Here is a 25,902-nt window from a genome sequence, read left to right as displayed (position 1 = left end):
TACAATGCAAGGGCACGCTTGTGAAAGCGGTGAGCCCTTTGGCTCTGACTTGCGATTGCTCTCAACCCAGGTGGTACCTCACCCCTGATGCATTGCCCTTGACCGTCCCGAGATAGATTTTCGGGGCCCCTTATCAATCTTGCCCCGGAATATTGCAGACGATGAATACCGTCGATGCCAAGCGTGTCCTAGAGACCGCATTGATTTGTTCGCACCAACCCCTGCCTGTGCGTGAGCTGCGCGTGTTGTTCCAAGATGCTTTGGGCGCCGACACCATCAAAACCCTGCTCGAAGACTTGCAACAAGACTGGGCGCAGCGCGGTGTGGAATTGGTCGAAGTGGCCACCGGATGGCGTTTCCAAAGTCGCCCACAGATGCGCGAATACTTGGACCGCTTGAACCCTGAAAAGCCGCCCAAATACAGCCGTGCCGCCATGGAAACCCTGGCCATCATCGCCTACCGCCAGCCGGTCACACGCGGGGACATGGAAGACATTCGCGGTGTGACCATCAACTCCTTGGTGCTCAAACAGCTCGAAGACCGCGGCTGGGTGGAAGTGATTGGCCACCGCGAAACCGTGGGACGCCCATCGTTGTATGCCACCACGCGCCAGTTTTTGGACGATTTAGGCTTGGCCTCTTTGGATCAACTGCCCATCTACGACACGGCGCAAGCACAGGCCAACGCCTTCGCACGGCTGAGTGACGAAGAACCCGAGTCGCAAATGCGCATGGCACTGGAAGATGCTGTGAACGCACAAAACCAGCCGGTCGTGGCCGAGGCCCAGCCCTCATCGCCCGATGACGCGGCCCAGACGCTTGAGCACCCTGCCGCTGAACCCAGTCCACCGATCAATCCTGCCGTAGATGGCGAAGAAGAACCCCATGCATCCTGAAAACCACGACGACGGGGCCACCTTGCCCCACGAGCCGGTGATCGAGTTCGCCGACGTCGTGTCAGGCGAGTTTGACGTCGAAGCCACCCGCGAAGACGGGGGCCTGAGCAAACGCGTGTTGTTGCCGCAACCCGAGTCGCCCAAGCTGCACAAGGTGTTGGCGCAGTCGGGTCTGGGATCGCGCATCGAGATGGAAAAACTGATCGCCCAAGGCCATGTGGCGGTCAACAACGTGCCCGCCCACGTCGGTCAGCGGGTGCAGTTCGGCGACCAAATCAAGGTCAACGGCAAGCAGCTCAAAGTGCGCATTGCACCCCCGCCACCACGTGTGATCGCGTACCACAAGCCAGCCGGTGAAGTGGTGACCAACGATGACCCGCAAAACCGACCCACCGTGTTTCGCCGTTTGCCGCGCCTGTACCAAGGCAAATGGCAGTCGGTGGGGCGCTTGGACTTGAACACCGAAGGCTTGCTCTTGTTCACCAGCTCTGGCGAGTTGGCCAACCAGCTGATGCACCCACGCTTTGGTTTGCAGCGCGAATACGCGGTGCGCTCTTTGGGCAAGCTCAGCATGGAGCAAAAGCAGCAATTGGTGGATGGCATTCAACTCGACGATGGTCCGGCCCAGTTTGGCTCGATCGAAGAGGGCGGTGGCGAAGGCTCCAATTGTTGGTACCGAGTCACCATCTCCGAAGGCCGTAACCGCGAGGTGCGCCGCATGTTTGAAGCGGCGGGCCATGCGGTCAGCCGGTTGATCCGCATTCGTTATGGCGCCATGGTGCTGCCACGTGGCTTGAAACGCGGCGCTTTTGTCGAGTTGGGCGAGCGTGACATCCGCGCCCTGATGGAGGCTGCGGGTGCGCAGGCTCCCCTAGAGAGCGGCCCAGCCCACAACCACCGCACCGAGCGAGCCAGCAGCCGCCGTCGCGGCAACAGTGTGGGCCCCCGTCCTTCTTACCCGCGTGCCCCCGAAGAGCGCAACACAGGCCCCGAGCGCTTGGTGCGCACCGAGCGCAAACGGGGCGGCAAAACGCCTCCCATGCCGGTGCGGGAAGCCCAACCGGATCCGATGCAAACCTCGGTCGGCTACATCGGTGCCGACAGTTTTGACATGGAACGTCAGCGCAAAAAAGACGGGCAACGCGCTTTCAAAGCGGGTCTGGTGCGCGGTGGCAAGCCGGTGACGGGAGGGCGTGCGCCCGCGCTGCCTAAGCGTGGCGGACGTGGCCCACGCTGACCCTGGGCCCAGACCTCTGACCGGCCCGTGTGGGTGACTCAGAACGGTTAAAATAAGCGGCTTCGCAGTTGGCGAACCAAAGTTTTTAAAACGACTCCTTAGGAAAATAGAAAATGACGATCGAACGCACCCTCTCCATCATCAAGCCTGACGCCGTGGCCAAAAACGTGATTGGCCAGATCTACGCCCGTTTTGAGGCCGCTGGTTTGAAAGTGATCGCCGCTCGCATGGCCCATCTGTCGCGTGGCGAAGCTGAAGCTTTTTACGCGGTTCACAAAGAGCGTCCTTTCTTCAAAGACTTGGTCGACTTCATGGTCTCCGGCCCCGTCATGATCCAAGTCTTGCAAGGTGAAAACGCGATTTTGAAAAACCGTGACCTGATGGGCGCGACCGATCCCAAGAAAGCCGCTGCCGGCACCATCCGTGCTGACTTTGCAGACAGCATCGACGCCAATGCGGTCCACGGTTCCGACGCAGCTGAAACCGCTGCCGTTGAAATCGGTTTCTTCTTTGCCGGCATGAACGTTTACGGTCACTAAGAGGCAAACGAGGTGGCGGCTCTGAGCCGTTGCTTCACTGCACACCATGACGGCCAACCTGCTTGATTTTGATCTTGACGGTTTGGCCGTTTTTTGTGAGCGTTTGGGCGAGAAGCGTTTCCGCGCCACCCAGCTGTTTCGCTGGATCCACCAAAAGGGCGCCCAAGACTTTGACCAGATGAGCGATTTGGCCAAGTCTTTGCGGGAGAAGCTCAAAACCTGTGCCCACGTTGAGGCCCTCAAACCAATTTCGCAGCATGACTCCACGGATGGCACCATCAAGTGGTTGTTCGATGTGGGGGATGGCAACGCCGTCGAGACGGTGTTCATTCCGGAAGACGACCGGGGCACTTTGTGTGTCTCATCCCAAGCCGGCTGTGCGGTGGGGTGTCGGTTTTGTTCGACCGGACACCAAGGATTCAGCCGCAATTTAACTTCGGGCGAGATCATCGCTCAGCTCTGGTTTGCAGAGCACTTTTTGCGGAAAAAATTCAACACGTCCGATCGCGTGATCTCCAACGTGGTGATGATGGGCATGGGCGAGCCGCTGCAAAATTACCATGCGTTGGTGCCAGCCCTGCGCACCATGCTCGACGACCATGGCTATGGCTTGTCGCGCCGTCGTGTCACGGTGTCGACCTCGGGCGTGGTGCCCATGATCGACCGCTTGGGCGACGACTGTGCGGTGGCGCTGGCGGTCTCTTTGCACGCACCCACCGATGCTCTGCGTGACAATCTGGTCCCTCTGAATCGCAAGTACCCTTTGGATGAATTGATGGAGGCCTGTCGCCGTTACTTGGCCCATGCGCCGCGCGACTTCATCACCTTTGAATACTGCATGCTCGATGGGGTCAATGACCAACCCGAGCACGCACAGGCCCTCATTGCTTTAGTCAAACCTAAGCGTGGTGCGGGCGAGCCGGTGCCGTGCAAGTTCAACCTGATTCCCTTCAACCCATTTCCGGCATCAGGCCTGACGCGCTCAAGTGCGGCCACGGTCAAAGCCTTTGCCGAGCAACTCAGCGCTGCAGGCATCGTCACCACCGTGCGTAAAACCCGGGGCGATGACATCGATGCCGCCTGTGGTCAATTGGCCGGCGACGTGAAAGACCGCACACAGGTGGACGCACGCATGGCCAAACAGCGCGTGATTGCGCTCACGCAGGTGGCGTCATGAGCCCTTTGCGCGGGCGCTTGCCACGTGTGGGTTGGGTCTGGGCTTGCCTGGCCCTGTGCTTGGGCGTGTTGTGGGGCTGCGCCTCTTCAGACGCCAGCCGCCTTGACGCTTTGACCACCCCTGAGCCCGATGCTTTGCGTGAGCGCGCCATGCGGCGTTTGAGCTTGGCCACGGCCTATTTTGAACAAGGCCAGAACGAGGTGGCCCAGCAAGAGGTGAGGGCGGCTTTGCAAATCGATCCCCAATTCGCCGAAGCCTATAGCTTGCTTGGCTTGATCCACCAACGCGGCAATGCCACGCCATTGGCCGAACAAAGTTTTGTGCAAGCGCTGCGTTTGGCATCGGTGGGTGGCCGACCTGCCGAGTTAGCCGCTGTTCAGCACAACCATGCTTGGTTTTTGTGCCAGCAAGACCGCTTCGATGAAGCGCAAGCCCAATTCAACCTGGCTTTGTCGCAGCCGCTTTACCGCCAACAAGCCAAAACCTGGATGGTTCAAGGCCTGTGCCAGCAGCGTGCGGGCCGGGTGAGTCAGGCACGCGTGAGTTGGCAAACCTCTCTTCAGTTGGAGCCCGGCAACCCCATCACGCGTTACCAACTCTCGCTCTTGGATTGGCAAAATGCCAACCCAGCGCAGGCGCAAGCCACCTTGACACCCCTCAATGCCAGCCCTCAAGCCACCGCCGCCAGTTTGTGGCTGGGCATTCAACTCGCGCGTGCTTTGGCACAAGCTCAAGAACAGCAAGCCTTGTCTTTGCTGTTGGCGCAGCGTTTTCCCCATTCGGACGAAGCCCAAGCTTTGACCCGGCAAAAATTTTGAAGATCAATGACCCAAGAGACACCGATTTCTGTTGAAGAAACCCCCATCGCGCCCAACGAAGCCGTGATGTCCTCTAGCGCAGGCACTGTGCTGCGCGGTTACCGAGAAAAATTGGGTGTCAAGCTGGATGTCTTGGCCTCCACCTTGCGCGTGCCCGAAGCCAAACTTCAAGCGCTTGAAGATGACCGCTTGGACTTGTTGCCCGATGCGGTGTTCGCGCGCGCTTTGGCCTTGGCAGTGTGCCGCCATCTCAAGACCGATGCCACCCCAGTGCTGGCTTTGTTGCCCGGGCAAGATGTGTCCCGTTTGGCTGTGAAAGATGAACGCGGCATTGACAGCCCGCTGCATCGCCCGTCCTTTTTGCCGCAGTCCAGCTTTTTAGTTATCCAAGGCTTTTTCACTCCCATGCGCAGCGCTGCATGGGTGGTGTTGGGTTTGGCCGTCTTGTTGGCGGTGTGGCCGGATGTGCCACTGTGGACAGCTTCGCCCAAGCAAGAAGCCGCCTCGGAAGCCGCCGTGGAGGTGCCTGTTCCTGCGGTCGTGCTTCCTCCCGTGTTGGAGAGTGTGCCTCCCGCAGAGGTCAGCACCCAACAGATGGTGATCACCCCAGTTCAGTCGAGCGCAATCGCGCCTCCCGCATCCTCAGCCTCTGGAGCCAACAATGGACGTTGATTCGCAAGCCATTTCTTTCTCCCAACCCAAAGCGCGGCGCAGTCTGCAAGCGCGTGTGGCCTGGGGTGACCATGTGGTGACGGTGGGCGGCGACGCGCCTGTGCGTGTGCAGTCGATGACCAACACCGACACGGTAGATGTGATCGGCACGGCCATTCAAGTCAAAGAACTGGCCTTGGCGGGTTCGGAGATGGTGAGACTGACGGTCAACACGCCCGAGGCGGCGCAAGCCGTGCCCCATGTGCGCGAACAGCTCGACCGCATGGGCATCCAGGTGCCACTGATTGGCGACTTCCACTACAACGGCCACCGTCTGTTGACCGATTACCCCGACTGCGCCCAAGCGCTGTCCAAATACCGCATCAACCCCGGCAACGTGGGCAAAGGTGACAAACACGACAAACAGTTTGGCCAAATGATCGAAGCGGCCATGCGCTACAACAAAGCGGTGCGCATTGGTGTGAACTGGGGCAGCTTGGACCAAGAGTTGTTGGCGCAGCTGATGGACACCAATGCCCAGCGTGCGCAGCCCTTTGATGCCAAGCAGGTGATGTACGAAGCCCTCATCACCTCGGCCATCGACTCCGCCAAGTTGGCCGAATCGATGGGCATGGCGCCCGAGCAAATTTTGCTCAGTTGCAAAGTCAGTGGGGTGCAAGACCTGATCGCGGTGTACCGCGAGCTGGCCCAGCGTTGCAATTACCCGCTGCACCTGGGGCTCACCGAAGCTGGCATGGGCACGCGCGGCACTGTGGCCAGCGCAACCGCTTTGTCGATCTTGCTGCAAGAAGGCATTGGCGACACCATCCGCGTGTCGCTCACACCGCAGCCCGGTGAAGCGCGCACCCAAGAGGTGGTGATTGCCTCTGAAATTTTGCAAGCCTTGGGGCTGCGTGCCTTTGTGCCGAGCGTGACCGCTTGTCCGGGCTGTGGCCGCACCACCAGCACCACCTTCCAAGAGTTGGCCAAAGAGATCGACGACTTCTTGCGCGCCCAAATGCCGGTGTGGCGCAGCCAGTACCCTGGGGTGGAAAACCTCAAGGTGGCGGTGATGGGCTGCATCGTCAACGGACCCGGAGAGAGCAAGCATGCTGACATTGGCATCAGCTTGCCAGGCAGTGGTGAGGCCCCCGCAGCCCCCGTGTTCATTGATGGTGAAAAGGCCATGACCTTGCGTGGCGACAACATTGCCCGCGAGTTCCACCACATTGTTGAAACCTATATCGAAAAACGCTTTGGTTGAACGCCAAAGCGCCATGGAAACGCTGTGACTTCTGAGAACGACAAACCCCAATCCCCCGTTGCCAAGCCTGCCAAACCTCAGGCCTTGACCGCCGTCAAAGGCATGAACGATTTGCTGCCGCCAGCCTCTGCCCACTGGGAGTGGCTGGAAGACAAAGTGCGTGGCTTGATGGCCCGGCATGCCTACCGCAACCTGCGCACCCCGATCGTGGAGCCCACGGCCTTGTTTGTGCGTGGCTTGGGCGAGGTCACCGACATTGTGGAAAAGGAGATGTACTCCTTTGAAGACCGTCTCAACGGCGAGCAGCTCACCTTGCGCCCCGAAGCCACGGCCGGTGTGGTGCGCGCGGTGGTGGAACACAACATGCTCTACGACGGCGGCAAACGCCTTTACTACATGGGGCCGATGTTTCGCCACGAACGCCCGCAACGAGGCCGCTATCGCCAGTTCCACCAGATCGGCGCAGAAGCCTTGGGTTTTCCGGGGGCCGAGGTCGATGCTGAACTGATAGTGTTGGCTGCCACCTTGTGGCAAGAGCTGGGCTTGCAGGACGTGCGCCTGGAACTCAACAGCTTGGGCCAGCCGTCGGAACGCGCCGCCCATCGCGCTGCTTTGATCGCCCATTTGGAGCAGCACCAAGACGTGCTAGACGAAGAAGCCAAACGCCGCTTGCACAGCAACCCGCTGCGCATCTTGGACACCAAAAATCCAGCCATGCAAAACGTGGTCGAAGCTGCCCCGAAGTTGATTGACTTTTTGGGTGAAGCGTCGCTGGCCCACTTCAACGCGGTGCGTGCCATTTTGGACGCCAGCGGCGTCAGCTACCGCATCAACCCACGCTTGGTGCGGGGCATGGACTACTACAACCTCACCGTGTTTGAGTTTGTGACCGACCGTTTGGGTTCGCAAGGCACGATTTGCGGCGGCGGACGCTATGACTATTTGATGGAACAGGTGGGTGGCAAGCCCGCTCCTGCCGTGGGTTGGGCTTTGGGCGTTGAGCGCGTTCTGGAGTTGCTGAAAGAACAAGGCACCTTGCCTGACCCCGAGGGGCCTGACGTTTACGCCATCGTGCCCGATGCTTCGGCCTTGCCCTTGGTGTTTGCCACTTTGAAGTCCTTGCGCACCCATGGGTTGTCAGCCCAAATGCATGCGGGCACAGGGGAGGGCATGGGCAGCATGAAGTCGCAGTTCAAAAAGGCCGATGCCAGTGGCGCACGGTTTGCCCTGATTTTTGGTGGAGACGAATTGGCGCGCGCCGAGGTGACCCTCAAGTCATTGCGTGACGGCGAAGGTGCGCAAGTGTGTGTCCCGTTGAGCCAAGTGCCGCAAGCCTTGACACAGCGCCTCGCCGCTTCAAGCACGCCCCTACAATCTGTTTAAATTTTTAGCAAGCTCTGACCACCATGGCATCCCATCTCGACCTTGAAGAACAAGAACAAATCGATGAACTCAAGCACTTTTGGAAGCGCTGGGGCGATTGGATCACCTGGGCGAGCATTGCCGTCTTAGGCAGTTACGCGGCCTGGATGGGTTGGCAGTCGTGGTCTGCGAAACAAGCGGCCCAGTCGTCGGCCCTGTATGACACGGTGGAGCGCGCCGCACTCAGCGCCGACATGGCCTTGCTGGACCGCTCGGTGGCCGACATCGAAGATAAGTTTGCGGGAACCAGCTATGCCCAACAGGCCGCTTTGTTGGCAGCCCGCATCTACCAAGAAAAAGCACGACCTGCGGATGCGCGCAAGCAACTCACTTGGGTCATCGACCACTCTGACGATGCCGGTTACCAAGCCTTGGCAAGATTGCGTTTGTCTGCCTTACAGATCGAAGACAAAGCCTTTGATGCTGCGCGACAACAACTGGCGGCGAAAGTGCCTGCTGCTTTTGCGCCCTTGGTGGCCGACCGTTTGGGTGACATCGACATGATCGAGAAAAAAACGGCCGACGCCATTGCCCATTACCAACAAGCTTGGAAAGGCTTTGACGCCAATGCCGAGTACCGCCGTTTGGTGGCGGTCAAGTTGGCGGCGCTCGGGGCTGACCCTGAAGAATCTGCCGCAAAGGAAACCTCCAAGTGAACACCCTCCTCAGGTCTGTGATGTCTAAGCTCCTTGTGTTGGGCCTGTGCGCCGGACTGCTGGCGTGCTCTGGGCCATCGCGCCCCAAACCTGAGGACGTGTCGGTGGTTCCTGTGCTGCAAGAGGTCACCACCCGTTGGACGGCGCAAATTGGCGCCGTGGATTTTCCATTGGTGGTCGCGGTGCATGCTGACCGAGTGGCGCTGGCCAACAGCCAGGGCGTTGTCACTGTGCTTTCTGCCACAACCGGCAAAGACATTTGGCGCCTCAATTTGAACCAAACTTTGGCTGCGGGTGTTGGCAGCGATGGCCAGCAAGTGGCCGTGGTCACGCGCGACAACCAATTGGTGGTGCTCAAAGACGGTTTGGTGCAATGGCGCCAGACCATCTCAGCACAATCGTTCACTGCGCCCCTGATTGCCGGTGGGCGGGTTTTTGTGCTGACGGCCGATCGATCGGTGCTGGCCTTTGACGGCGCCAATGGCGCCAAGCTCTGGACCCAGCAACGCCCCGGTGAGCCCTTGGTGCTCAAGCAAGCGGGCGTTTTGCTGCCCTTCAAAAACACCTTGGTCGCTGGGATGTCAGGCCGCTTGACAGGTCTTGACCCCAACACGGGCGCCATCCGATGGGAGTCTGCCATTGCCACGCCACGTGGCACGAACGACATGGAGCGTTTGGTGGATTTGGTCAGCCCTGCCGACCGTGTGGGGGATGTGGTGTGCGCGCGCGCATTTCAGTCTCAAATTGGTTGTGTCAACGCGGAGCGAGGCCAAAGCGTGTGGACGCGTGCTGCTAACGGTGAGCGTGGCGTGAGTGGCAACGACACCTTGTTGATTTCGGCTTTGTCCAATGGTGTGGTGCAGGCCTGGAACCGCAGCAATGGCGAGCGCTTGTGGGAGACCGAGCGTTTGAAATACCGCGCGTTGAGCGCGCCTTTGGTCACACCACGTGGTGTGTTGGTGGCCGACAACGGCGGCTGGCTGTATCTGCTGTCCTTGGCCGACGGGGCTTTGCTCAATCGCATCAAACTCGATGGCAGTGAGTTGGCGGCTCCTGTGGTGGCCGCCGGCTCACACCATGTGTTGGTCACGCGCGAAGGTCGCGTGCTGGGCCTGCAAATCCCGTGATCACGGGTCGTTAAGGAATATGTTTTGAAACCCGTTTTGGCCCTGGTGGGCCGCCCCAACGTTGGCAAGTCCACGTTGTTCAACCGCTTGACCAAGTCGCGTGATGCGATCGTGGCCGACTATGCCGGCTTAACCCGCGATCGTCATTACGGCAACGCCAAATTTGGCAAGCTCGAATTCATTGTCATCGACACCGGAGGCTTTGAACCAGATGCCTCAGACGGCATTTACAAAGAAATGGCCCGTCAAACCCAGCAAGCGGTGGCAGAAGCCGATGTGGTGGTGTTTGTGGTGGATGCCCGTGGTGGTATTTCTGCCCAAGACCACGACATCGCCAATTACCTGCGTCGTTTGGGCAAACCTTGCTTGTTGGTGGCCAACAAAGCCGAAGGCATGCAAGAGGGCATGCAATTGGTCGAGTTTTATGAGTTGGGTCTGGGTGAGGTGTTGCCCGTCTCGGCCGCCCACGGCCAGGGCATTCGCTCCCTGGTCGAGCTGGCTTTGGCGCCCTTGAATTTGCCTGAAGACCAAGACGATGCAGATGGGGTCGATGACGGCACCATCAAACTGGCCGTGGCCGGACGTCCCAACGTGGGCAAATCGACCCTGATCAACACCTGGTTGGGTGAAGAGCGATTGGTGGCGTTTGACTTGCCTGGGACCACACGTGACGCCATCAGCGTGCCGTTTGAACGCGATGGGCAAAAATTTGAACTGATTGACACGGCTGGCTTGCGTCGCAAAGGCAAGGTGTTTGAGGCCATTGAGAAGTTTTCTGTGGTCAAAACCCTGCAAGCCATTGAATCAGCCCATGTGGTGTTGCTGCTGCTGGACGCCACCCAAGGCGTGACCGACCAAGATGCCCACATTGCAGGCTATATCTTGGAGAGTGGCCGCGCCGTGGTGTTGGGGGTGAACAAGTGGGACGCTGTGGACGCCTACCAGCGGGAAATGCTGCAACGCTCGATCGAAACCCGGTTGCCATTTCTGAAGTTTGCCGCCTTGCATTTCATCTCGGCCAAAAAGCGCCAAGGTTTGGGTCCTCTGTGGGGGGCGATTGCGCAAGCCCACAAGGCCGCGATGTGCAAGATGTCTACGCCGGTGCTGACGCGTTTGTTGTTGGAAGCCGTGCAGTTCCAAAGCCCGCAGCGTGCGGGCATGTTCAGACCCAAAATGCGCTATGCCCACCAAGGCGGTATGAACCCTCCGGTCATCGTGATTCATGGCAACTCACTCGAACATGTCACCGAGGCTTACAAACGTTTCTTGGAAGGGCGCTTTCGCAAGGCTTTTTCCCTGGAAGGGACGCCCTTGCGCATCCAGATGCGAACCTCCTCGAACCCCTACAAGGACAAGGACGATTGATCGCTTGAAGGAAATCGACGGGCCCGTGTGGTAAGGTGAGGTTTCTATCACCACCACTGAAACACGGAGAATATCGTGACGATGAACACCGACAACTCAAAGAACAAAGGCCAACTGTTGCAAGACCCCTTCCTCAACATCTTGCGCCGCGAACATGTGCCCGTCTCGATCTACTTGGTCAACGGCATCAAGTTGCAAGGCCAAATCGAGTCGTTTGATCAATACGTGGTCCTTTTGCGCAACACGGTCACTCAAATGGTCTACAAGCATGCGATTTCCACCATCGTGCCCGGTCGCGCAGTGAACTTCAATGCCGCAGACGGCACTGGCAGCTCACCAGAAGTCTGAGCCTGCTTGCTCTGACCAAGGGCTGTCGACAGCCCTTTTTTTTTTGTTTTTCTGATTCTTCTTTAGACTGACCCATTGACCGACGCTAGATCCATCACCGACGCACCCACGATTTTGGTTGGGGTTGATTTTGGTTTGCCTCACTTTGACGGCGAACTCGAAGAATTGGGTCTGTTGGCCCAAACCGCGGGTTTGCAACCCGTGGCACGCATCACCTGCAAACGCAAAGCGCCCGATGCCGCTTTGTTTGTCGGGAGTGGCAAGGCCGATGAAATCAAAGCCTTGGCCTTGTTGCACGGCGCGACCGAGATTTTGTTTGACCAGTCGCTGAGCCCCGCACAGCAACGCAACTTAGAGCGCCACATGGGGATTGCGGTGAATGACCGCACCTTGCTCATTCTGGAAATCTTTGCTCAGCGTGCGCGCAGCCACGAGGGCAAGTTGCAAGTTGAGTTGGCCAAGCTGCAATACCTGAGTACCCGCTTGGTGCGACGCTGGTCGCACTTGGAGCGACAAAGTGGCGGCATTGGCATGCGCGGCGGCCCAGGTGAGAGTCAAATCGAATTGGACCGTCGCATGATCAGCGAGTCCATCAAACGCACCCGAGAACGGTTGGAAAAAGTCAAACGCCAGCGCAGCACCCAGCGTCGGCAACGCCAGCGGCGGGACGCTTTCACCATCTCTTTGGTGGGTTATACCAACGCGGGCAAGTCGACCCTGTTCAATGCACTGGTCAAAGCCCGGGCTTACGCGGCGGACCAACTGTTTGCCACCCTCGACACCACCACCCGACAACTGTATTTGGGCGACAAGGAGGGCGGCGGACGATCGGTGTCCTTGTCAGACACCGTGGGCTTTATCCGAGATTTGCCGCACGGTTTGATCGATGCTTTTCAGGCCACCTTGCAAGAAGCCGCCGATGCCACCTTGCTGATGCACGTGGTGGATGCTTCCAACGCCAATTTCCCTGAGCAAATGGACGAAGTGCACAAGGTGTTGGCCGAAATTGGCGCCTCCGAAGTGCCCCAAGTTTTGGTCTTCAACAAACTGGATGCGGTCAGTGAAGACAAGCGTCCTTTGCAGTTGCAGGACCATTACAGTGTGGATGGTTTGGCGGTGCCCCGTTTTTTTGTCAGCGCTCGAACTGGCGAAGGAATACAGGCGCTGCGCGAATACCTGGCCCAACAGGCCGTGCAGCCATTGACCGATGATCAGCCCTCGACAGAGTTGCAGGATTGAACCGATTGGCAATTAGGCACAATCAAGACTTCAGAGTAAAAACAACGATGCGCATGAACTCCAATTCCAAAGCTGTTCGCCAGCCCTCATGGCTGGCACGCCTGCTCGGCATGTTCAACCTCAACGATGGGCGTTGGGGACGTGACGCGCAATCGGGTACCCAATCGGATGGGCAAGGGACACCCGATGACAAGCCTGCCGCGGGCCAAACACCCCCTGGCCCTCAACGGCCCAGCACAGCTGGAGGTCCGCCTGACTTGGATGAGTTGTGGCGTGACTTCAACCGCAAGCTCTCTGGCTTGTTGGGTGGCGGCAAAGGGGGCTCTGAGCCGCCTAAGGGCGCTACGCCTCCAGGCCCCGGTCTGCCCGGTGCACGCGTTGGCTTGGGCGTGGTCGCAGCCGTGTTGTTGGTGATTTGGTTTTGCACGGGCTTTTTCATTGTGCAAGAGGGTCAACAAGCCGTCATCACCCAGTTTGGGCGTTACAAATCCACCGTCGGTGCGGGTTTCAACTGGCGTTTGCCATATCCGTTTCAGCGCCATGAGCTGGTGTTCGTGACGCAAATCCGATCGGTCGATGTGGGGCGCGACACCGTGATCAAGTCGACCGGATTGCGTGAGTCGGCCATGCTGACCGAAGATGAAAATATTCTGGAAATCAAATTTGCCGTGCAATACCGCTTGACCGATGCACGCGCGTATTTGTTTGAAACCAAGAACCCCACCGACACCGTGGTGCAAGCCGCCGAAACGGCCGTGCGTGAAGTGGTGGGCAAGATGAAGATGGACTCAGCCATGTCCGAGGAGCGTGATCAAATTGGTCCGCGCATTCGCAGTTTGATGCAACAAATTTTGGACCACTACAAAGTTGGCATCGAAGTGGTGGGCATCAACTTGCAACAAGGTGGTGTGCGTCCCCCTGAGCAAGTCCAAGCGGCATTTGACGATGTGCTCAAAGCGGGTCAGGAACGTGAGCGCGCCAAAAACGAAGCTGAAGCCTATGCCAATGATGTGGTGCCGCGCGCGGTGGGTACCGCCTCGCGCTTGAAGCAAGAGGCAGATGGCTACAAGGCGCGCATCGTCGCGCAAGCGCAAGGTGATGCGCAGCGCTTCAAGTCGCTGTACGCCGAGTACCAAAAAGCACCCCAAGTCACCCGGGACCGCTTGTACATCGACACCATGCAGCAGATTTACAGCAACGTGACCAAGGTGTTGGTGGATACCAAACAAGGTTCGAATTTGCTGTACCTGCCGCTCGACAAAATCATTCAGCAAGCATCCCAAGGTGCCGCCTCTTCTGCTGCGCCTGCTGCCAATGACGCACCCAACCCTGTTGCCCCAGCAGCAGGCAATGCCAACAACCTGGATGTGCGTGCTCGCGATGGCCGCAGCCGTGACCGTGATGGCCGTTGATCAGGAAGCAAGAACATGAACAGCAAAATTGGTTTTTATATTTCTTCTGTCTTGGTTGGATTGGCTCTCATCAGCTCGATGCTGTTTGTGGTCGATCAGCGCCAGTTTGGTGTGGTGTATTCCTTAGGTCAGATCAAAGATGTGATCACCGAGCCTGGGCTCAACGTGAAGTTGCCACCACCGTTCCAAAACGTCACCTACATCGACAAACGTTTGTTGACTCTCGACAACGCGGACACCGAGCCCATGCTGACCGCTGAAAAGCAGCGGGTGGTGATCGATTGGTATGCCCGTTGGCGCATCACCGACCCCTCGGAGTACATCCGCAATGTGGGTCTGGATGAAAGCGCGGGCGCCATCCAACTGGCGCGGGTGGTACGCAATGCGTTTCAAGAAGAAATCAACAAGCGCACCGTGAAAGAACTGTTGTCCCTCAAGCGCGAAGCTTTGTTGGAGGCCGTCAAACGCGAAGTACTGGCCGCCGTCAAAGGGGCTAAGCCATGGGGTGTGGACGTGGTGGATGTGCGCATCACCCGCACCGACTATGTGGACGCCATCACCGAGTCGGTCTACCGCCGCATGGAGGCCGAGCGCAAACGCGTGGCCAACGAGTTGCGCTCAACCGGTGCCGCGGAGGGGGAGAAAATCCGCGCCGATGCGGACCGCCAACGTGAGGTCACCGTCGCCAATGCCTACCGTGATGCTCAAAAAATCAAAGGTGAGGGCGACGCCCAAGCCGCGCAAATTTACGCCGAGTCGTTTGGTCGTGATGCGCAGTTTGCACAGTTCTACCGCAGCCTCGAAGCCTACAAAACCACGTTCAGCAAAAAAAGCGATGTGATGGTGGTTGACCCCTCCACAGACTTCTTCAAAGCATTTCGCGGCAGCGGCGCCTCATCGTCGGCTCCAGCCAAGAAATAACAGGCCAGCCTCATGGACTTGAACAGCGATGTGCTGTGGACCGCGTTTGGCCTGATGCTGGTGTTCGAAGGCTTGATGCCCTTTGCGTCACCCGAGGGGTGGCGCAAGAAAATGATGCAAATCTTGGCTTTGCACAATGGGCAAATTCGATTCTTCGGTTTGGCACTGGTGTTGACCGGTGTTTTGATCTTGTGGTGGCTGGGTTGATGGGAACTGCCCCATAAGCCCGGTAAAATCTCTTTTTTAACAGCCTCCCTCATCTCATGTCTGCTTGGGTCTTGCCGGATCACATCGCCGATGTTTTGCCTTCCGAGGCCCGGCATATCGAAGAACTCCGACGTCTTTATCTCGACACGGCACGCGGCTACGGCTACGAGCTGGTCATGCCGCCTTTGTTGGAGTACCTTGAATCTTTGCTTTCTGGCACAGGCCGGGCACTTGATCTTCAAACGTTCAAACTGGTTGACCAACTTTCTGGCCGCACCTTGGGCCTTCGAGCTGACACCACCCCACAGGTTGCCCGCATTGATGCGCATTTGCTCAACCGAGCCGGTGTGGCCCGTTTGTGTTACTGCGGTCCTGTCCTTCATACCCGACCTGACCGGCCCTTTGCCACCCGTGAGCCTTTGCAATTTGGGGCTGAAATCTATGGGCACGCCGGGTTGGAAGCCGACTTAGAAGTCTTGCAGCTGGCCTTAGACAGCCTGAAAGCGGTCGCGCTGAAAGATTTTTCGGTCGACTTGAGTGATGCCCGCATCGTGCCTGCCTTGTTGGACGGTGTGACTCTGACGGTCGACGCCCGCGACGCTGTGCACGCAGCTTTGGCCAGCAAAGACGCGCCTGCCGTGCGTGCCTTGACCGCCCATTTGCCCAACCAGGTTCAGGCTGCATTGGTGGCTCTGGTGCACATGTACGGCAATGTATCGGTGCTGACGCAAGCCCAACAAGCCTTTGCTGCTTGGCCCAAGGTGCAACAAGCCTTGGCTGAGCTGCGCCAAGTGGCTGCTGATTTGGGCGATGTGCCGACCACCTTTGACTTGGCTGATCTGCGCGGCTACGCCTATTACAGCGGTGTGCGCTTTGCCATCTATGTGCCCGGTGCCAGTGACGCGCTGGTGCGCGGGGGCCGTTATGACGAGGTGGGGGCTGTGTTCGGACGCAAACGTCCGGCTGCGGGCTTCAGTCTGGACCTGAAAGAACTCGTCAGCGTGGTGCCCGCGCGTCCGTTGAAAGCCGCGATTCGTGCACCGTGGGGCACGGCCACAGGGTTGCGTGAGGCCATTTCCCATTTGCGTGCCCACGGCGATACCGTGGTGTGCGTGATGCCCGGCCATGAAAGCGAAGTCGACGAATTTGACTGTGACCGTGTGTTGGTTGATGTGAATGGCCAGTGGGCTGTTCAAGCCCTTTAATTTTTAAATTGCAATTGAACTTGATATGAGCACTAGCAAAGGACAAGCCGTGGCTGCTACCAAAGGTCGTAACGTGGTCGTCGTCGGCACCCAATGGGGCGACGAGGGCAAGGGCAAATTGGTGGACTGGCTGACCGAGACCGCCACCGGTGTGGTGCGTTTTCAAGGCGGCCACAACGCCGGGCACACCTTGGTGATCAATGGCGTGAAAACCGCCCTGCACCTGATTCCCAGCGGCATCATGCGTCCGGGGGTGAAGTGCTACATCGGCAACGGCGTGGTGCTGTCGCCCACCAAATTGTTGGAAGAAATTGCGGGCCTCGAAAAAGCGGGTGTGGAAGTGCGTTCACGCCTGCGCATCAGCGAGGCCTGTCCCTTGATCCTGCCTTACCACGCGGCCTTGGACATTGCCCGTGAAGCCGCCAAAGAAAAAGCCGGCACTGCCAAGATTGGCACCACCGGTCGCGGCATTGGCCCGGCCTACGAAGACAAAATTGCGCGCCGCGCTTTGCGCGTTCAAGACTTGAAGCACCCCGAGCGCTTTGCCACCAAACTGCGTGAGAACCTCGAGCTGCACAACCACGTGTTGACCGAAATTTTGCACGCGCCTGCGGTGGACTACGACACCACTTACAACGAAGCCATGGCCTATGCGAAAGAAATTTTGCCCATGGTGGCCGACGTCTCACGCGAGTTGAACGAAGCCCACGCACACGGCGCGAACCTGTTGTTTGAAGGCGCACAAGGCACCTTGCTGGACGTCGACCATGGCACGTACCCATTTGTGACATCGAGCAACTGCGTGGCCGGCAATGCTGCCGCCGGTGCAGGTGTGGGCCCCGGCTTGTTGCACTACATCTTGGGCATCACCAAGGCGTATTGCACGCGCGTGGGGGGTGGCCCGTTTCCGACCGAACTGGATTGGGAAACGCCCGGCAATCCCGGCTACCACATGAGCACGGTGGGCGCGGAAAAAGGCGTGACCACTGGGCGCAGCCGCCGCTGCGGCTGGTTTGATGCTGCCTTGCTCAAACGCAGTGCGCAGGTCAACGGCTTGAGCGGCTTGTGCATCACCAAATTGGATGTGCTCGACGGCTTGACCGAATTGAAGCTGTGCGTGGGCTATGCGTTGGATGGCCAGACCATTGACATCTTGCCCATGGGCGCTGACGAAATTGCACGTTGCACGCCCATCTACGAAAGCATCCCAGGCTGGACTGACAGCACCGTGGGTGTGACCGATTACGCCAAACTGCCTCCTGCCGCGCAGCATTACCTGAACCGCATTGCCGAAACCACCGGTGTGCCGATTCACATGGTGTCCACCAGCCCAGACCGTGACCACACGATTTTGCTGACCCACCCCTACATCGCTTAATTTTTGAAAGGATCCACCATGCTGACCGAAGACGGCAAACACTTGTACGTGTCTTACGACGAGTACCACAACCTGATTGAAAAACTCGCCATCAAGATCCATCAATCGGGTTGGGAGTTCGACACCATCCTGTGCTTGGCGCGCGGTGGCATGCGACCCGGCGACATTTTGTCGCGCATCTTTGACAAGCCCTTGGCCATCATGTCAACCAGTTCCTACCGCGCCGATGCCGGAACGGTCCAAGGTCATTTGGACATTGCCCGTTTCATCACCACACCCAAGGGCGAAATCGCGGGCCGCGTGTTGTTGGTCGACGATTTGGCCGATACCGGCCATACGCTCAAAGCGGTGGTGGATCAGCTCAAAAACAATTACGCCCCCATCACCGAATTGCGCACTGCGGTGATTTGGACCAAGGGCGTTTCGGCCTTCAAGCCCGACTACTCCATTGACTATCTGCCCACCAACCCGTGGATCCATCAACCGTTCGAGCCCTATGACAACATGCGCCCTGCGGCTTTGTTGGAGAAGTGGAAGGTTTGATTGGCCTCCCACTGATTTCAGTTTGAGAACTCCGCTTGAAGGCGGAGTTTTTCTTTTCTGGCTGGTTACTATTGCCACATGACCCGCAGCACCGACCTCATCCACCATCCCTACCAGCCACCGGCTGAGTTTGATGCCCCTCAAGTGGGGGTGTTCAAAGCGTCAACGGTGATTTTTCCTGACGTCGCCGCCATGCGCACGCGTGAGTGGTTGAACAAGTCAAGCTACACCTACGGTTTGCACGGCACGCCCACGACGTTCACCTTGGAAGAGCGTTTGGCCACCTTAGAGGGTGGCACGCACTGCATCTTGACGCCCAGTGGCTTGGCTGCAATTGCCCATGTTGATTTGGCTTTGCTCAAAGCGGGCGACGAGGTGCTGATTCCCGACAACGCCTATGGTCCTAACAAGGCATTGGCTGAGGGGGAATTGGCGCGTTTTGGCATCAGCCATCAGTTGTATGACGCCATGAATCCCGACGACCTGGCGGCACGCATCACACCGCGCACGCGCTTGGTGTGGCTGGAGGCGGCAGGCTCGGTGTCGATGGAGTTTCCAGACCTGGTTGCGCTGGTGCAGTTGTGCAAAGCACGTGGGGTGATGTGCGCGCTTGACAACACCTGGGGCGCGGGTTTGGCCTTCAATGCTTTCGATCTCACGCCAGGGCAGGGCGATGCACCGCTGGGCGTGGACCTGACCATCCACGCCTTGACCAAATACCCCAGTGGCGGCGGTGACGTGCTCATGGGCAGCATCGTCACCCGCAGCGATGCACTGGCCAAAACCCTCAAACTCAGCCACATGCGCTTGGGCACAGGTGTCGGCGCCAACGATGCCGAACTGTTGTTGCGCTCTTTGCCCACCTTGGCTTTGAGATATCGGGTCCAAGACCAGGCTGCGAGACAGTTGGCCTCCTGGTGCCAACACCAAACCGCCTTTGCCCAGGTGTTGCACCCGGCTTTGCCCGGTGCACCAGGGCACGAGCATTGGGAACGTTTGTGTGTCACCACGAAAGAGCCTCAAGGCTTGGCCGCTGGGATATTCAGCGTGGTGGTGGATTCCCGCTTTGATGCCCATCGGGTCGATGCCTTTTGCGACGCGCTGCGCTGGTTCAAAATTGGTTACAGCTGGGGCGGACCGATGAGCTTGGTGGTGCCTTACCACTTGGGTGCTGTGCGTCAACTTGCCAACGCCCACCTCCATCCAGGGCGGGTGGTGCGTTTTTGCATTGGCTTAGAAGCCGTGCAAGACTTGCAAGACGACTTGGCGCAAGCGCTGCGCCATCTGCAACTGTGAATTGCGCCGTCCTCAGTGTGTTTGCACTGTTTCTTGGCGCAAGATGTCGCGAGCCAAGGCCCGCATGGCTGGCATAGAGCGGTCGCTGGGTTGCACCTGCGTCGCTTGCGCAAATTGTGCAAAGTTGCGACGGGTGGACTCAGCGTAGCCCGGGTCGTAATGCAAGGTCAACAACTCGCGCACCACACGTTCAAACTTCCCCGCCATGATTTGTTCATTCCAGGCTTCGACCACCGCACGGCCTCGACGCTCAGCCAAGGCATCTAGACGTTTGCAAAAGTAGTCGGGGTCTTTGACAAAGAAGTCATAGTCCTCCATCAACAAGGCCACACGCTCGTCATCGCCCAACTGCAAGTCCAAGCAGGGACTTTCACGCATGCGCAACATCAAGACTTCGGGCACCGACACATTGCCTACTTTGCGGCTTTCCGACTCCACATAAACCGGTCGTGTGCTGTCAAAGCCTTTCAGTGCGGTCCACACCAAGGTGTCAAAGTGCTTTTGGCTGGGCTGCGGTAAGCCTGGGATATGGCCCAGCACGGAACTGCGGTGGTTGGCCAAGCCCTCCAGGTCCAGCACTTGTGCGCCTTCAGCGGACAACGCATGGAGCAAGCGTGTTTTGCCAGAGCCCGTGGGTCCACAGACCACCCGCCATTGGATGGGGGCCACCAATTCGGGGATAGACGCCAGCAATGCTGCCCGAAAGGATTTGTAGCCGCCTTCGATCAAGTGGATCTTGAAACCAATTTGACCTAACACCAGAGCCAATGAACCGCTGCGTTTGCCGCCCCGCCAGCAGTAAATCAAGGGTTGCCAGGTGCGTGGCAAAGGCAAGACCTCGCGTTGGATGTGCCGAGCAATGTTGGCGGCCACCAGCGCGGACCCATGCTTTTGCGCTTCAAAGGCATTGACTTGCTTGTACATGGTGCCAATGACGATGCGCTCTTCGTTGTTGAGCGAGGGCCAGTTGACCGCACCCGGCAAGTGGTCGAGTGCGAACTCGTCTTCACTGCGGGCGTCAATTATGGTGCTGAAGCCCCCGGGCGAACCCAAGGGTGTGGCCATGCGGGCCATGGCGTCTTGCGCCGAAATGAATTGAACGCTCACGACTCTCTCTCACAACTGTTTTTTGATTTCGGGCCAGACATTGGCCAACATCCGAGGATGCGCTTCTTCGCGAGGGTGAATGCGGTCAGCTTGAAAGAGCTGCGCGGCATCGGGTTTGTCCGCGATGCCTTGCAACAAGAAAGGAACCAAGCCTGTTCGGTGTTTTTTGGCCAGTGTGGCAAACATCGCTGAGAACTTGGCGCTGTAGTCTGGCCCGTAATTGGGCGGCACTTGCATGCCCACCAGCACCACATGTGCGTTGACCGCCCGCGAGGCCTCGATCATGGCTTCAAGGTTTTGCTGACTGCTGCTCAGGTCAAGACCGCGCAGGGCATCGTTACCGCCGAGTTCTATCACCACCAAGACCGGGCGCACTTGCGCCAAGGCAGCTGGCAAGCGAGCGCGTCCGCCCGCCGTGGTATCGCCACTGATGCTGGCATTGACCACTTGCACATCAGGACGTTCGGCCCTCAGTTTCATCGCCAACAGATTGACCCAGCCGGTGCCACGCGGAATGCCGTATTCGGCGCTGAGCGAGTCCCCCACCACCAAAATGCTGGCAACGGGAGCAGAGCCGGGAGGCGGGGCCGCTGACTTGGTCGGTGCGCGACGGTGAGGTCCGGTTGACCAAACTTCGCCCTCCATGCCTTGTCCGCTCGAGGTGATCACCTTTTGATCGGCGGTTGCCGTGCGATGGCCCCAAAGCCCCACCCAGACACAGCCCAGCGCCGCCACGTTAAAGTGTCGTCTCCACATGCCATTGCCTTTCATGACCCAGCCCCTGACTTCTCATTCCATGCCATTGATTTCTGTGTCCCATGTTTCTAAGTCGGTGCAAGACGCCACCGGCACCTTGGACATTCTCCGCGATATCCATTTCGACTTGGCTGCAAAACAGTCACTCGCCATTGTGGGCGCATCGGGCTCAGGCAAGAGCACCTTGCTGTCGATCATGGCTGGCTTGGACACCCCCAGTCGTGGCACGGTGGTATTGGCTGGTCAAGACATGTTTGCGTTAGACGAAGACGCGCGTGCTGTGCTGCGTGCGCGTCAAATTGGATTCGTGTTTCAAAGCTTTCAACTGTTGGGCCACATGACGGCGCTTGAAAACGTGATGCTGCCTCTGGAGTTGAGCGGTCGGCCTCACCCTCGCCAAGCAGCGCGCGACATGTTGGAGCGGGTGGGCCTGGGCGAGCGTCTCAACCACTACCCCAAAGTGTTGTCGGGCGGTGAACAGCAGCGCGTGGCTTTGGCGCGTGCGTTTGTGGTGCAACCCAGCTTGCTGTTGGCCGATGAACCCACCGGAAGTTTGGATCACGCCAGTGGAGAGCGCATCATGGCCTTGATGTTTGCACTCAACCAAGAGTTGGGCACTACTTTGGTCTTGGTCACCCATGACCCCAAGCTGGCTGCGCGCTGTGACCAAGCGATCACGATTGAGGCGGGTCAGATGCTTTGAGTCTGCGGGGATAATCCCCCCATGTCCTCTTCCCCCAAAGTTCTCTTCGGTTTCCATGCCGTAGGCGTACGTCTCAAAACGGCGCCGCAATCCATCATCGAGATTTACTACGAGCCCACCCGTCGTGATGCGCGGATGCGGCAATTTTTAGAGCGTGCCAATGAGGCGGGTGCTCGTTTGATCGAGGCCGATGGCCTGCGTCTGGCCAAACTGGCAGGCAGCCACGGCCACCAAGGGGTCGCCGCGCGTGTGAGCCCTTTGGCGGTGGTGCACTCATTGGACGAATTGCTGGAAAAAATTGAACCCATCGAAGCCCCTTTGATCTTGGTGCTCGACGGCGTGACCGACCCCCACAACTTAGGGGCTTGTTTGCGCGTGGCCGATGGCGCAGGCGCGCATGCGGTGATTGCCCCCAAAGACCACGCAGTGGGCATCAACGCCACTGTGGCCAAGGTGGCCAGTGGTGCAGTCGAGACCGTTCCGTACTTCATGGTGACCAATTTGGCCCGTACCTTGAACGAACTCAAGGAGCGCAATATTTGGATCCTTGGCACCAGCGATGACGCGCCCAAAACCTTGTACCAGGTGGACCTCAAAGGGCCCACCGCTTTGGTGCTGGGTGCCGAGGGAGATGGCATGCGTCAGCTCACACGCAAGACCTGTGATGAGCTCATCAGCATTCCCATGAAGGGCGCGGTCGAGAGCTTGAACGTGTCGGTCGCCAGCGGTGTCTGCCTTTACGAGGCGCGCCGCCAGCGAGGTTAACCCAGCCAAAGGGCTATCTGCACGTCACACCCAACCCAAGGCGCCAAGCAAGGCCCCCATGGCGAGCAGGACCAAGATGTGGGTTTTGGTTTTCCAAACCACCAGCATGGTCACCGCGCTGAGCAACCACAAAGGCCCATCTTTGGCCGGGTTGTCGTGGCTGCCCGTGAGCAACCAGCCGGTGGAAAACAACAGCGCAATCACGATCGGGGCCATGCCCGCTTTGAAGGATCGCACCGCAGGCAAGTCGCGGTTGTGGTGACCCCAGCGCGCGGCAAAGTAAGCCAGAGTGGTGGAGGGCAGCAGCATGCCCGTCATGGCCAGCAACATGCCCCACAGGCCCAAGGCAACCCCTGTCCACCCTGAGGCAAAACCTCCACCTGCGTTCAATCCGACGTTCCAGCCAATCAAGCCAATGAACAACACATTGGGACCCGGTGCGCCTTGCGCCAAGGCGATGGAGGAGGTGAACTGGATGTCGTTGAGCCAATGCTGCTCATCCACCACAAAGCGGTGGATGTCGGGTGCCGTGCTGATGGCGCCGCCTATTGCCAGCAATGACAGCGAGGCGAAGTGCATGAAAAAAGACCACCAATCCATCATCGACAACACGGCCGTCATGGGGCACCCCGCTCGCGCAGTTGTTGCCAAGCCCAGACACTGGCCAAGGGACCGAGTGTCAGCAGCACCCACGCCAGTGGCACCCGCAGCACGCCGACCGCAGCAAACGTCAACAGCGCCAACACCACACACGACACGCGTCCCATGGGGTTATTTCGCAGGGCTGGCATCATTTTCAGACCTGTGGCCAATATCAAGCCGGCGCAGACAGCGCCCATGCCGCGCAAGGCACCTTGCGCGGCGAGGTTGTGTTCAATGCCGGCGTACAAAATGGCGATCACCAAGATGAGCAAACTGGGCACACACAAAATACCGGCCAAGGCAGCCAGCGAGCCTTTCAAACCAAAATGACGCCCGCCAATCATCAACGAGAGGTTGAGCACATTGGGGCCTGGCAGCACTTGGGCCACGGCCCAGTCTTCGACAAACTCTTCGGTGGTGAGCCATTTTTTTCTCTCGACCATTTCGCGCTGAACCACCGACATCACGCCCCCAAACCCTTGCAGGGCAAGCAGCGTGAACGAGATGAAAAGGTCGGTTTTTGAGCGAGGCCTGGGCCGTTCTTGCATCACGTCGCTCATACCGTCATGCCGCCGGAGACTTCCAGCACAGCACCATTCACATAAGCTGCTTCATCGCTGGCCAAGAAGGCATACACATTGGCAATGTCTTGGGGCATGCCCAATCGTTTGAGCGGCACGCGTTGCACCATGTCTTCGATCACTTTCTCGGGCATGGTCGACAAAATGGGCGTCGCGATGAAGCCGGGGGCTACCGCGTTGACACGAATGCCTTTTGGACCCAGTTCACGGCTCCAGGTCTTGGTGAACCCGATCACGCCAAACTTGGTAGCCGCGTAGTTGGTTTGTCCAAAGTTGCCATAAATGCCCACCACAGAGGAGGCATTCAAAATCACGCCACGTCCCTGGGCCACCATGCTGTCGGTCACCGCTTGAGCGCAGTGGAAGACGCCGCGCAAGTTGACATCGATCACGCGGTCAAATTGCTCCAGTGTCATTTTTTGCAGGCGCGAGTCTTGGGTGATGCCTGCGTTGTTGACCAACACGTCGATGCGGCCGTGGTGGGCCAGCACCGCTTGGACCATGCCATCCACCATCGCGCGCTGGGTGACGTCCACCACATAACCACTGGCTTGGGCGCCGATGGCTTGGCATTGGGCCACTGCTGCATCGACCGCAGCTTGCTTGACGTCACACACCACGACGATGGCGCCTTCGGCTGCAAATTTGAGTGCGGTGGCTAAGCCAATGCCTTGGGCTGCGCCGGTGATGATGCTGACCTTGTTGGCCAAGCGATGCGAGGGGTTTGCGAGGGATGTCGTCATGGTCCGAGAGTGTAAACACCCGTACTTGGAGACACTGTCACACAGGAACCATGGGGTGAAAAGAACCTGACTTCAGGCCTTGTGCGCACGTTCTGCGGCTTCAATGTCTTGCGCCATTTTTTTACCCAATTCCACGCCCCATTGGTCGTAGGCATGAATGCCCCAAATGGCGGCTTGGCAAAACACCTTGTGCTCGTACAGGGCCATCAAGGCGCCCATGCTGCGGGGTGTGAGGGCATCCACCCAAATGGTGGTGCTGGGCACATTGCCTGGGTAGCTGCGGTGTGGCGCCAAGCGTTGTACGTCCTCTTCGTCCAGGCCGCTGTCGCGCAAGGCTTGCACGGTTTCTTCGGGTGTACGACCCAGTGCCAGTGCTTGGGCTTGGGCCTGCATGTTGAGCAACACCACCCGGTGGTGTTCGGCCGCCAATGGCAGCGGGCTGCGCTCGGTGCGCAAGCCAATAAAGTCCATCGGTACCAGGTGCTTGCCTTGGTGGATCAGTTGAAAGTAAGCATGTTGACCGTCAATGCCTAGTCCACCCCAAATCACCGGGGCGGTATCCACTTCGACCGGGCTGCCATCGACATGGACGCTCTTGCCGTTGGATTCCATCTCCATTTGCTGCAAAAACGAGGCGAATTTTCCAAGGGGCGAGGCATAAGGCGCAATGTTGTGTGTGCTCGCCCCCAGAAAATTCCGGTTCCACACGCCAAACAAGGCCATCAGCAAGGGCAGGTTTTGGTCCGCAGGCGCCGACATGAAATGTTCGTCCATGGCGCGTGCACCCAACAGCATGTCCTGGAAGGCAAAGGCGCCAATCGAGATCGCCAGCGGCAAACCAATGGCCGACCACACCGAGTAACTGTCGCTTATACACATCTGACGCTGCCGACGACTAGTCGAG

27 protein-coding genes and 1 pseudogene are annotated in these 25,902 nt (G+C 58.5%); 22 read left to right on the top strand and 6 right to left on the bottom strand.

What is annotated here, in order from left to right; translation table 11 throughout:
* Positions 1-161 precede the first annotated feature (161 nt).
* The 20 genes from scpB (at position 162) to ACKWJN_RS03685 (ending at position 19,701) form a co-directional block, all read left to right on the top strand.
* A complete protein-coding gene (scpB, locus tag ACKWJN_RS03780; RefSeq protein WP_408594653.1) occupies positions 162-896 on the top strand; it encodes an SMC-Scp complex subunit ScpB in 735 nt (244 codons plus the stop codon).
* Complete coding sequence (locus ACKWJN_RS03775) at positions 886-2,133, top strand: pseudouridine synthase (protein ID WP_408594651.1); 1,248 nt, start codon at positions 886-888, stop codon at positions 2,131-2,133. The genes scpB and ACKWJN_RS03775 overlap by 11 nt, the downstream gene beginning before the upstream one ends.
* A gap of 113 nt (positions 2,134-2,246) precedes the next feature.
* Positions 2,247-2,672, top strand: coding sequence for a nucleoside-diphosphate kinase (gene ndk, locus ACKWJN_RS03770; RefSeq protein ID WP_408594650.1), 426 nt, complete (start codon positions 2,247-2,249; stop codon positions 2,670-2,672).
* A 46-nt stretch (positions 2,673-2,718) separates the two neighbouring features.
* Positions 2,719-3,849 (top strand): 23S rRNA (adenine(2503)-C(2))-methyltransferase RlmN, encoded by a 1,131-nt coding sequence (rlmN, locus tag ACKWJN_RS03765; protein ID WP_408594648.1) that lies wholly within the window; start codon positions 2,719-2,721, stop codon positions 3,847-3,849.
* Positions 3,846-4,667: a type IV pilus biogenesis/stability protein PilW gene (pilW, locus tag ACKWJN_RS03760; protein ID WP_408594646.1), complete on the top strand. Its 822-nt coding sequence runs from the start codon at positions 3,846-3,848 to the stop codon at positions 4,665-4,667. Before rlmN ends, pilW begins: the two co-directional genes overlap by 4 nt.
* 6 nt (positions 4,668-4,673) lie before the next feature.
* A complete protein-coding gene (locus ACKWJN_RS03755) occupies positions 4,674-5,339 on the top strand; it encodes a helix-turn-helix domain-containing protein (RefSeq protein ID WP_408594644.1) in 666 nt (221 codons plus the stop codon).
* A complete protein-coding gene (gene ispG, locus ACKWJN_RS03750) occupies positions 5,329-6,582 on the top strand; it encodes a flavodoxin-dependent (E)-4-hydroxy-3-methylbut-2-enyl-diphosphate synthase (protein WP_408594642.1) in 1,254 nt (417 codons plus the stop codon). Before ACKWJN_RS03755 ends, ispG begins: the two co-directional genes overlap by 11 nt.
* 102 nt (positions 6,583-6,684) lie before the next feature.
* Positions 6,685-7,965 (top strand): histidine--tRNA ligase, encoded by a 1,281-nt coding sequence (hisS, locus tag ACKWJN_RS03745; protein WP_408594693.1) that lies wholly within the window; start codon positions 6,685-6,687, stop codon positions 7,963-7,965.
* 23 nt (positions 7,966-7,988) lie between these two features.
* Positions 7,989-8,660, top strand: a complete 672-nt coding sequence (locus ACKWJN_RS03740; protein WP_408594640.1) for a YfgM family protein — start codon at positions 7,989-7,991, stop codon at positions 8,658-8,660.
* A gap of 20 nt (positions 8,661-8,680) precedes the next feature.
* Complete coding sequence (bamB, locus tag ACKWJN_RS03735; RefSeq protein ID WP_408594638.1) at positions 8,681-9,787, top strand: outer membrane protein assembly factor BamB; 1,107 nt, start codon at positions 8,681-8,683, stop codon at positions 9,785-9,787.
* A gap of 24 nt (positions 9,788-9,811) precedes the next feature.
* Positions 9,812-11,152: a ribosome biogenesis GTPase Der gene (der, locus tag ACKWJN_RS03730; RefSeq protein WP_408594637.1), complete on the top strand. Its 1,341-nt coding sequence runs from the start codon at positions 9,812-9,814 to the stop codon at positions 11,150-11,152.
* A gap of 81 nt (positions 11,153-11,233) precedes the next feature.
* Positions 11,234-11,500 (top strand): RNA chaperone Hfq, encoded by a 267-nt coding sequence (gene hfq / locus ACKWJN_RS03725; RefSeq protein ID WP_100148075.1) that lies wholly within the window; start codon positions 11,234-11,236, stop codon positions 11,498-11,500.
* 75 nt (positions 11,501-11,575) lie between these two features.
* On the top strand, positions 11,576-12,739 hold the full coding sequence (hflX, locus tag ACKWJN_RS03720; protein WP_408594635.1) for a GTPase HflX: 1,164 nt from the start codon (positions 11,576-11,578) through the stop codon (positions 12,737-12,739).
* A gap of 53 nt (positions 12,740-12,792) precedes the next feature.
* Positions 12,793-14,151, top strand: a complete 1,359-nt coding sequence (gene hflK / locus ACKWJN_RS03715; protein ID WP_408594633.1) for an FtsH protease activity modulator HflK — start codon at positions 12,793-12,795, stop codon at positions 14,149-14,151.
* A gap of 15 nt (positions 14,152-14,166) precedes the next feature.
* Positions 14,167-15,072, top strand: a complete 906-nt coding sequence (hflC, locus tag ACKWJN_RS03710) for a protease modulator HflC (protein ID WP_408594631.1) — start codon at positions 14,167-14,169, stop codon at positions 15,070-15,072.
* A 12-nt stretch (positions 15,073-15,084) separates the two neighbouring features.
* Positions 15,085-15,279, top strand: a complete 195-nt coding sequence (locus ACKWJN_RS03705; protein WP_408594629.1) for a DUF2065 domain-containing protein — start codon at positions 15,085-15,087, stop codon at positions 15,277-15,279.
* Between the two features lie 56 nt (positions 15,280-15,335).
* Positions 15,336-16,484, top strand: coding sequence for an ATP phosphoribosyltransferase regulatory subunit (locus tag ACKWJN_RS03700; protein WP_408594627.1), 1,149 nt, complete (start codon positions 15,336-15,338; stop codon positions 16,482-16,484).
* A 49-nt stretch (positions 16,485-16,533) separates the two neighbouring features.
* The gene (locus tag ACKWJN_RS03695) at positions 16,534-17,862 is read left to right on the top strand and encodes an adenylosuccinate synthase (RefSeq protein WP_408594690.1); all 1,329 of its coding nucleotides are present in this window, start codon (positions 16,534-16,536) and stop codon (positions 17,860-17,862) included.
* Positions 17,863-17,880: 18 nt separating this feature from the next.
* Entirely contained in the window at positions 17,881-18,405 is a 525-nt protein-coding gene (locus tag ACKWJN_RS03690; RefSeq protein ID WP_408594625.1) for a phosphoribosyltransferase, read from the top strand.
* A gap of 78 nt (positions 18,406-18,483) precedes the next feature.
* Positions 18,484-19,701 (top strand): PLP-dependent transferase, encoded by a 1,218-nt coding sequence (locus ACKWJN_RS03685; protein ID WP_408594623.1) that lies wholly within the window; start codon positions 18,484-18,486, stop codon positions 19,699-19,701.
* A 12-nt stretch (positions 19,702-19,713) separates the two neighbouring features.
* Here the strand turns inward: ACKWJN_RS03685 and mnmH are convergent, their stop codons facing one another.
* Together mnmH and ACKWJN_RS03675 are read right to left on the bottom strand one after the other, a co-directional pair.
* The gene (gene mnmH / locus ACKWJN_RS03680; protein ID WP_408594621.1) at positions 19,714-20,808 is read right to left on the bottom strand and encodes a tRNA 2-selenouridine(34) synthase MnmH; all 1,095 of its coding nucleotides are present in this window, start codon (positions 20,806-20,808) and stop codon (positions 19,714-19,716) included.
* A 9-nt stretch (positions 20,809-20,817) separates the two neighbouring features.
* Positions 20,818-21,453 (bottom strand): arylesterase, encoded by a 636-nt coding sequence (locus ACKWJN_RS03675; RefSeq protein ID WP_408594688.1) that lies wholly within the window; start codon positions 21,451-21,453, stop codon positions 20,818-20,820.
* Between the two features lie 151 nt (positions 21,454-21,604).
* Here ACKWJN_RS03675 and ACKWJN_RS03670 point away from each other — a divergent pair, with 151 nt between their 5' ends.
* Both ACKWJN_RS03670 and rlmB read left to right on the top strand, forming a co-directional pair.
* On the top strand, positions 21,605-22,267 hold the full coding sequence (locus ACKWJN_RS03670) for an ABC transporter ATP-binding protein (RefSeq protein ID WP_408594620.1): 663 nt from the start codon (positions 21,605-21,607) through the stop codon (positions 22,265-22,267).
* 21 nt (positions 22,268-22,288) lie between these two features.
* Positions 22,289-23,032: a 23S rRNA (guanosine(2251)-2'-O)-methyltransferase RlmB gene (gene rlmB / locus ACKWJN_RS03665; RefSeq protein WP_408594619.1), complete on the top strand. Its 744-nt coding sequence runs from the start codon at positions 22,289-22,291 to the stop codon at positions 23,030-23,032.
* A 24-nt stretch (positions 23,033-23,056) separates the two neighbouring features.
* Here the strand turns inward: rlmB and ACKWJN_RS03660 are convergent, their stop codons facing one another.
* From ACKWJN_RS03660 to ACKWJN_RS03645, 4 genes and pseudogenes are all read right to left on the bottom strand, one after another.
* Positions 23,057-23,653, bottom strand: coding sequence for a chromate transporter (locus tag ACKWJN_RS03660; RefSeq protein WP_408594617.1), 597 nt, complete (start codon positions 23,651-23,653; stop codon positions 23,057-23,059).
* The gene (locus ACKWJN_RS03655; protein ID WP_408594615.1) at positions 23,650-24,222 is read right to left on the bottom strand and encodes a chromate transporter; all 573 of its coding nucleotides are present in this window, start codon (positions 24,220-24,222) and stop codon (positions 23,650-23,652) included. Before ACKWJN_RS03655 ends, ACKWJN_RS03660 begins: the two co-directional genes overlap by 4 nt.
* Positions 24,223-24,230: 8 nt before the next feature.
* Positions 24,231-24,998: a 3-oxoacyl-ACP reductase FabG gene (fabG, locus tag ACKWJN_RS03650; protein WP_408594613.1), complete on the bottom strand. Its 768-nt coding sequence runs from the start codon at positions 24,996-24,998 to the stop codon at positions 24,231-24,233.
* Positions 24,999-25,070: 72 nt separating this feature from the next.
* A pseudogene (locus tag ACKWJN_RS03645) lies at positions 25,071-25,902 on the bottom strand (glucose-6-phosphate isomerase); the annotation flags it as partial.

It is taken from the genome of Limnohabitans sp. (genome assembly GCF_046052825.1).
GTDB lineage: Bacteria > Pseudomonadota > Gammaproteobacteria > Burkholderiales > Burkholderiaceae_C > Limnohabitans.
This window is presented reverse-complemented; position numbering and strand designations above follow the sequence as displayed.

Excerpts from the sequence above, each read along its gene's own strand:
- scpB (WP_408594653.1), top strand. The coding sequence starts at position 162 with ATGAATACCGTCGATGCCAAGCGTGTCCTAGAGACCGCATTGATTTGT.
- ACKWJN_RS03775 (WP_408594651.1), top strand. The coding sequence starts at position 886 with ATGCATCCTGAAAACCACGACGACGGGGCCACCTTGCCCCACGAGCCG.
- ndk (WP_408594650.1), top strand. The coding sequence starts at position 2,247 with ATGACGATCGAACGCACCCTCTCCATCATCAAGCCTGACGCCGTGGCC.
- rlmN (WP_408594648.1), top strand. The coding sequence starts at position 2,719 with ATGACGGCCAACCTGCTTGATTTTGATCTTGACGGTTTGGCCGTTTTT.
- pilW (WP_408594646.1), top strand. The coding sequence starts at position 3,846 with ATGAGCCCTTTGCGCGGGCGCTTGCCACGTGTGGGTTGGGTCTGGGCT.
- ACKWJN_RS03755 (WP_408594644.1), top strand. The coding sequence starts at position 4,674 with ATGACCCAAGAGACACCGATTTCTGTTGAAGAAACCCCCATCGCGCCC.
- ispG (WP_408594642.1), top strand. The coding sequence starts at position 5,329 with ATGGACGTTGATTCGCAAGCCATTTCTTTCTCCCAACCCAAAGCGCGG.
- hisS (WP_408594693.1), top strand. The coding sequence starts at position 6,685 with ATGAACGATTTGCTGCCGCCAGCCTCTGCCCACTGGGAGTGGCTGGAA.
- ACKWJN_RS03740 (WP_408594640.1), top strand. The coding sequence starts at position 7,989 with ATGGCATCCCATCTCGACCTTGAAGAACAAGAACAAATCGATGAACTC.
- bamB (WP_408594638.1), top strand. The coding sequence starts at position 8,681 with ATGTCTAAGCTCCTTGTGTTGGGCCTGTGCGCCGGACTGCTGGCGTGC.
- hfq (WP_100148075.1), top strand. The coding sequence starts at position 11,234 with ATGAACACCGACAACTCAAAGAACAAAGGCCAACTGTTGCAAGACCCC.
- hflK (WP_408594633.1), top strand. The coding sequence starts at position 12,793 with ATGAACTCCAATTCCAAAGCTGTTCGCCAGCCCTCATGGCTGGCACGC.
- hflC (WP_408594631.1), top strand. The coding sequence starts at position 14,167 with ATGAACAGCAAAATTGGTTTTTATATTTCTTCTGTCTTGGTTGGATTG.
- ACKWJN_RS03705 (WP_408594629.1), top strand. The coding sequence starts at position 15,085 with ATGGACTTGAACAGCGATGTGCTGTGGACCGCGTTTGGCCTGATGCTG.
- ACKWJN_RS03700 (WP_408594627.1), top strand. The coding sequence starts at position 15,336 with ATGTCTGCTTGGGTCTTGCCGGATCACATCGCCGATGTTTTGCCTTCC.
- ACKWJN_RS03690 (WP_408594625.1), top strand. The coding sequence starts at position 17,881 with ATGCTGACCGAAGACGGCAAACACTTGTACGTGTCTTACGACGAGTAC.
- ACKWJN_RS03685 (WP_408594623.1), top strand. The coding sequence starts at position 18,484 with ATGACCCGCAGCACCGACCTCATCCACCATCCCTACCAGCCACCGGCT.
- ACKWJN_RS03675 (WP_408594688.1), bottom strand. The coding sequence starts at position 21,453 with ATGGAGGGCGAAGTTTGGTCAACCGGACCTCACCGTCGCGCACCGACC.
- ACKWJN_RS03670 (WP_408594620.1), top strand. The coding sequence starts at position 21,605 with ATGCCATTGATTTCTGTGTCCCATGTTTCTAAGTCGGTGCAAGACGCC.
- rlmB (WP_408594619.1), top strand. The coding sequence starts at position 22,289 with ATGTCCTCTTCCCCCAAAGTTCTCTTCGGTTTCCATGCCGTAGGCGTA.
- ACKWJN_RS03660 (WP_408594617.1), bottom strand. The coding sequence starts at position 23,653 with ATGACGGCCGTGTTGTCGATGATGGATTGGTGGTCTTTTTTCATGCAC.
- ACKWJN_RS03655 (WP_408594615.1), bottom strand. The coding sequence starts at position 24,222 with ATGCAAGAACGGCCCAGGCCTCGCTCAAAAACCGACCTTTTCATCTCG.
- fabG (WP_408594613.1), bottom strand. The coding sequence starts at position 24,998 with ATGACGACATCCCTCGCAAACCCCTCGCATCGCTTGGCCAACAAGGTC.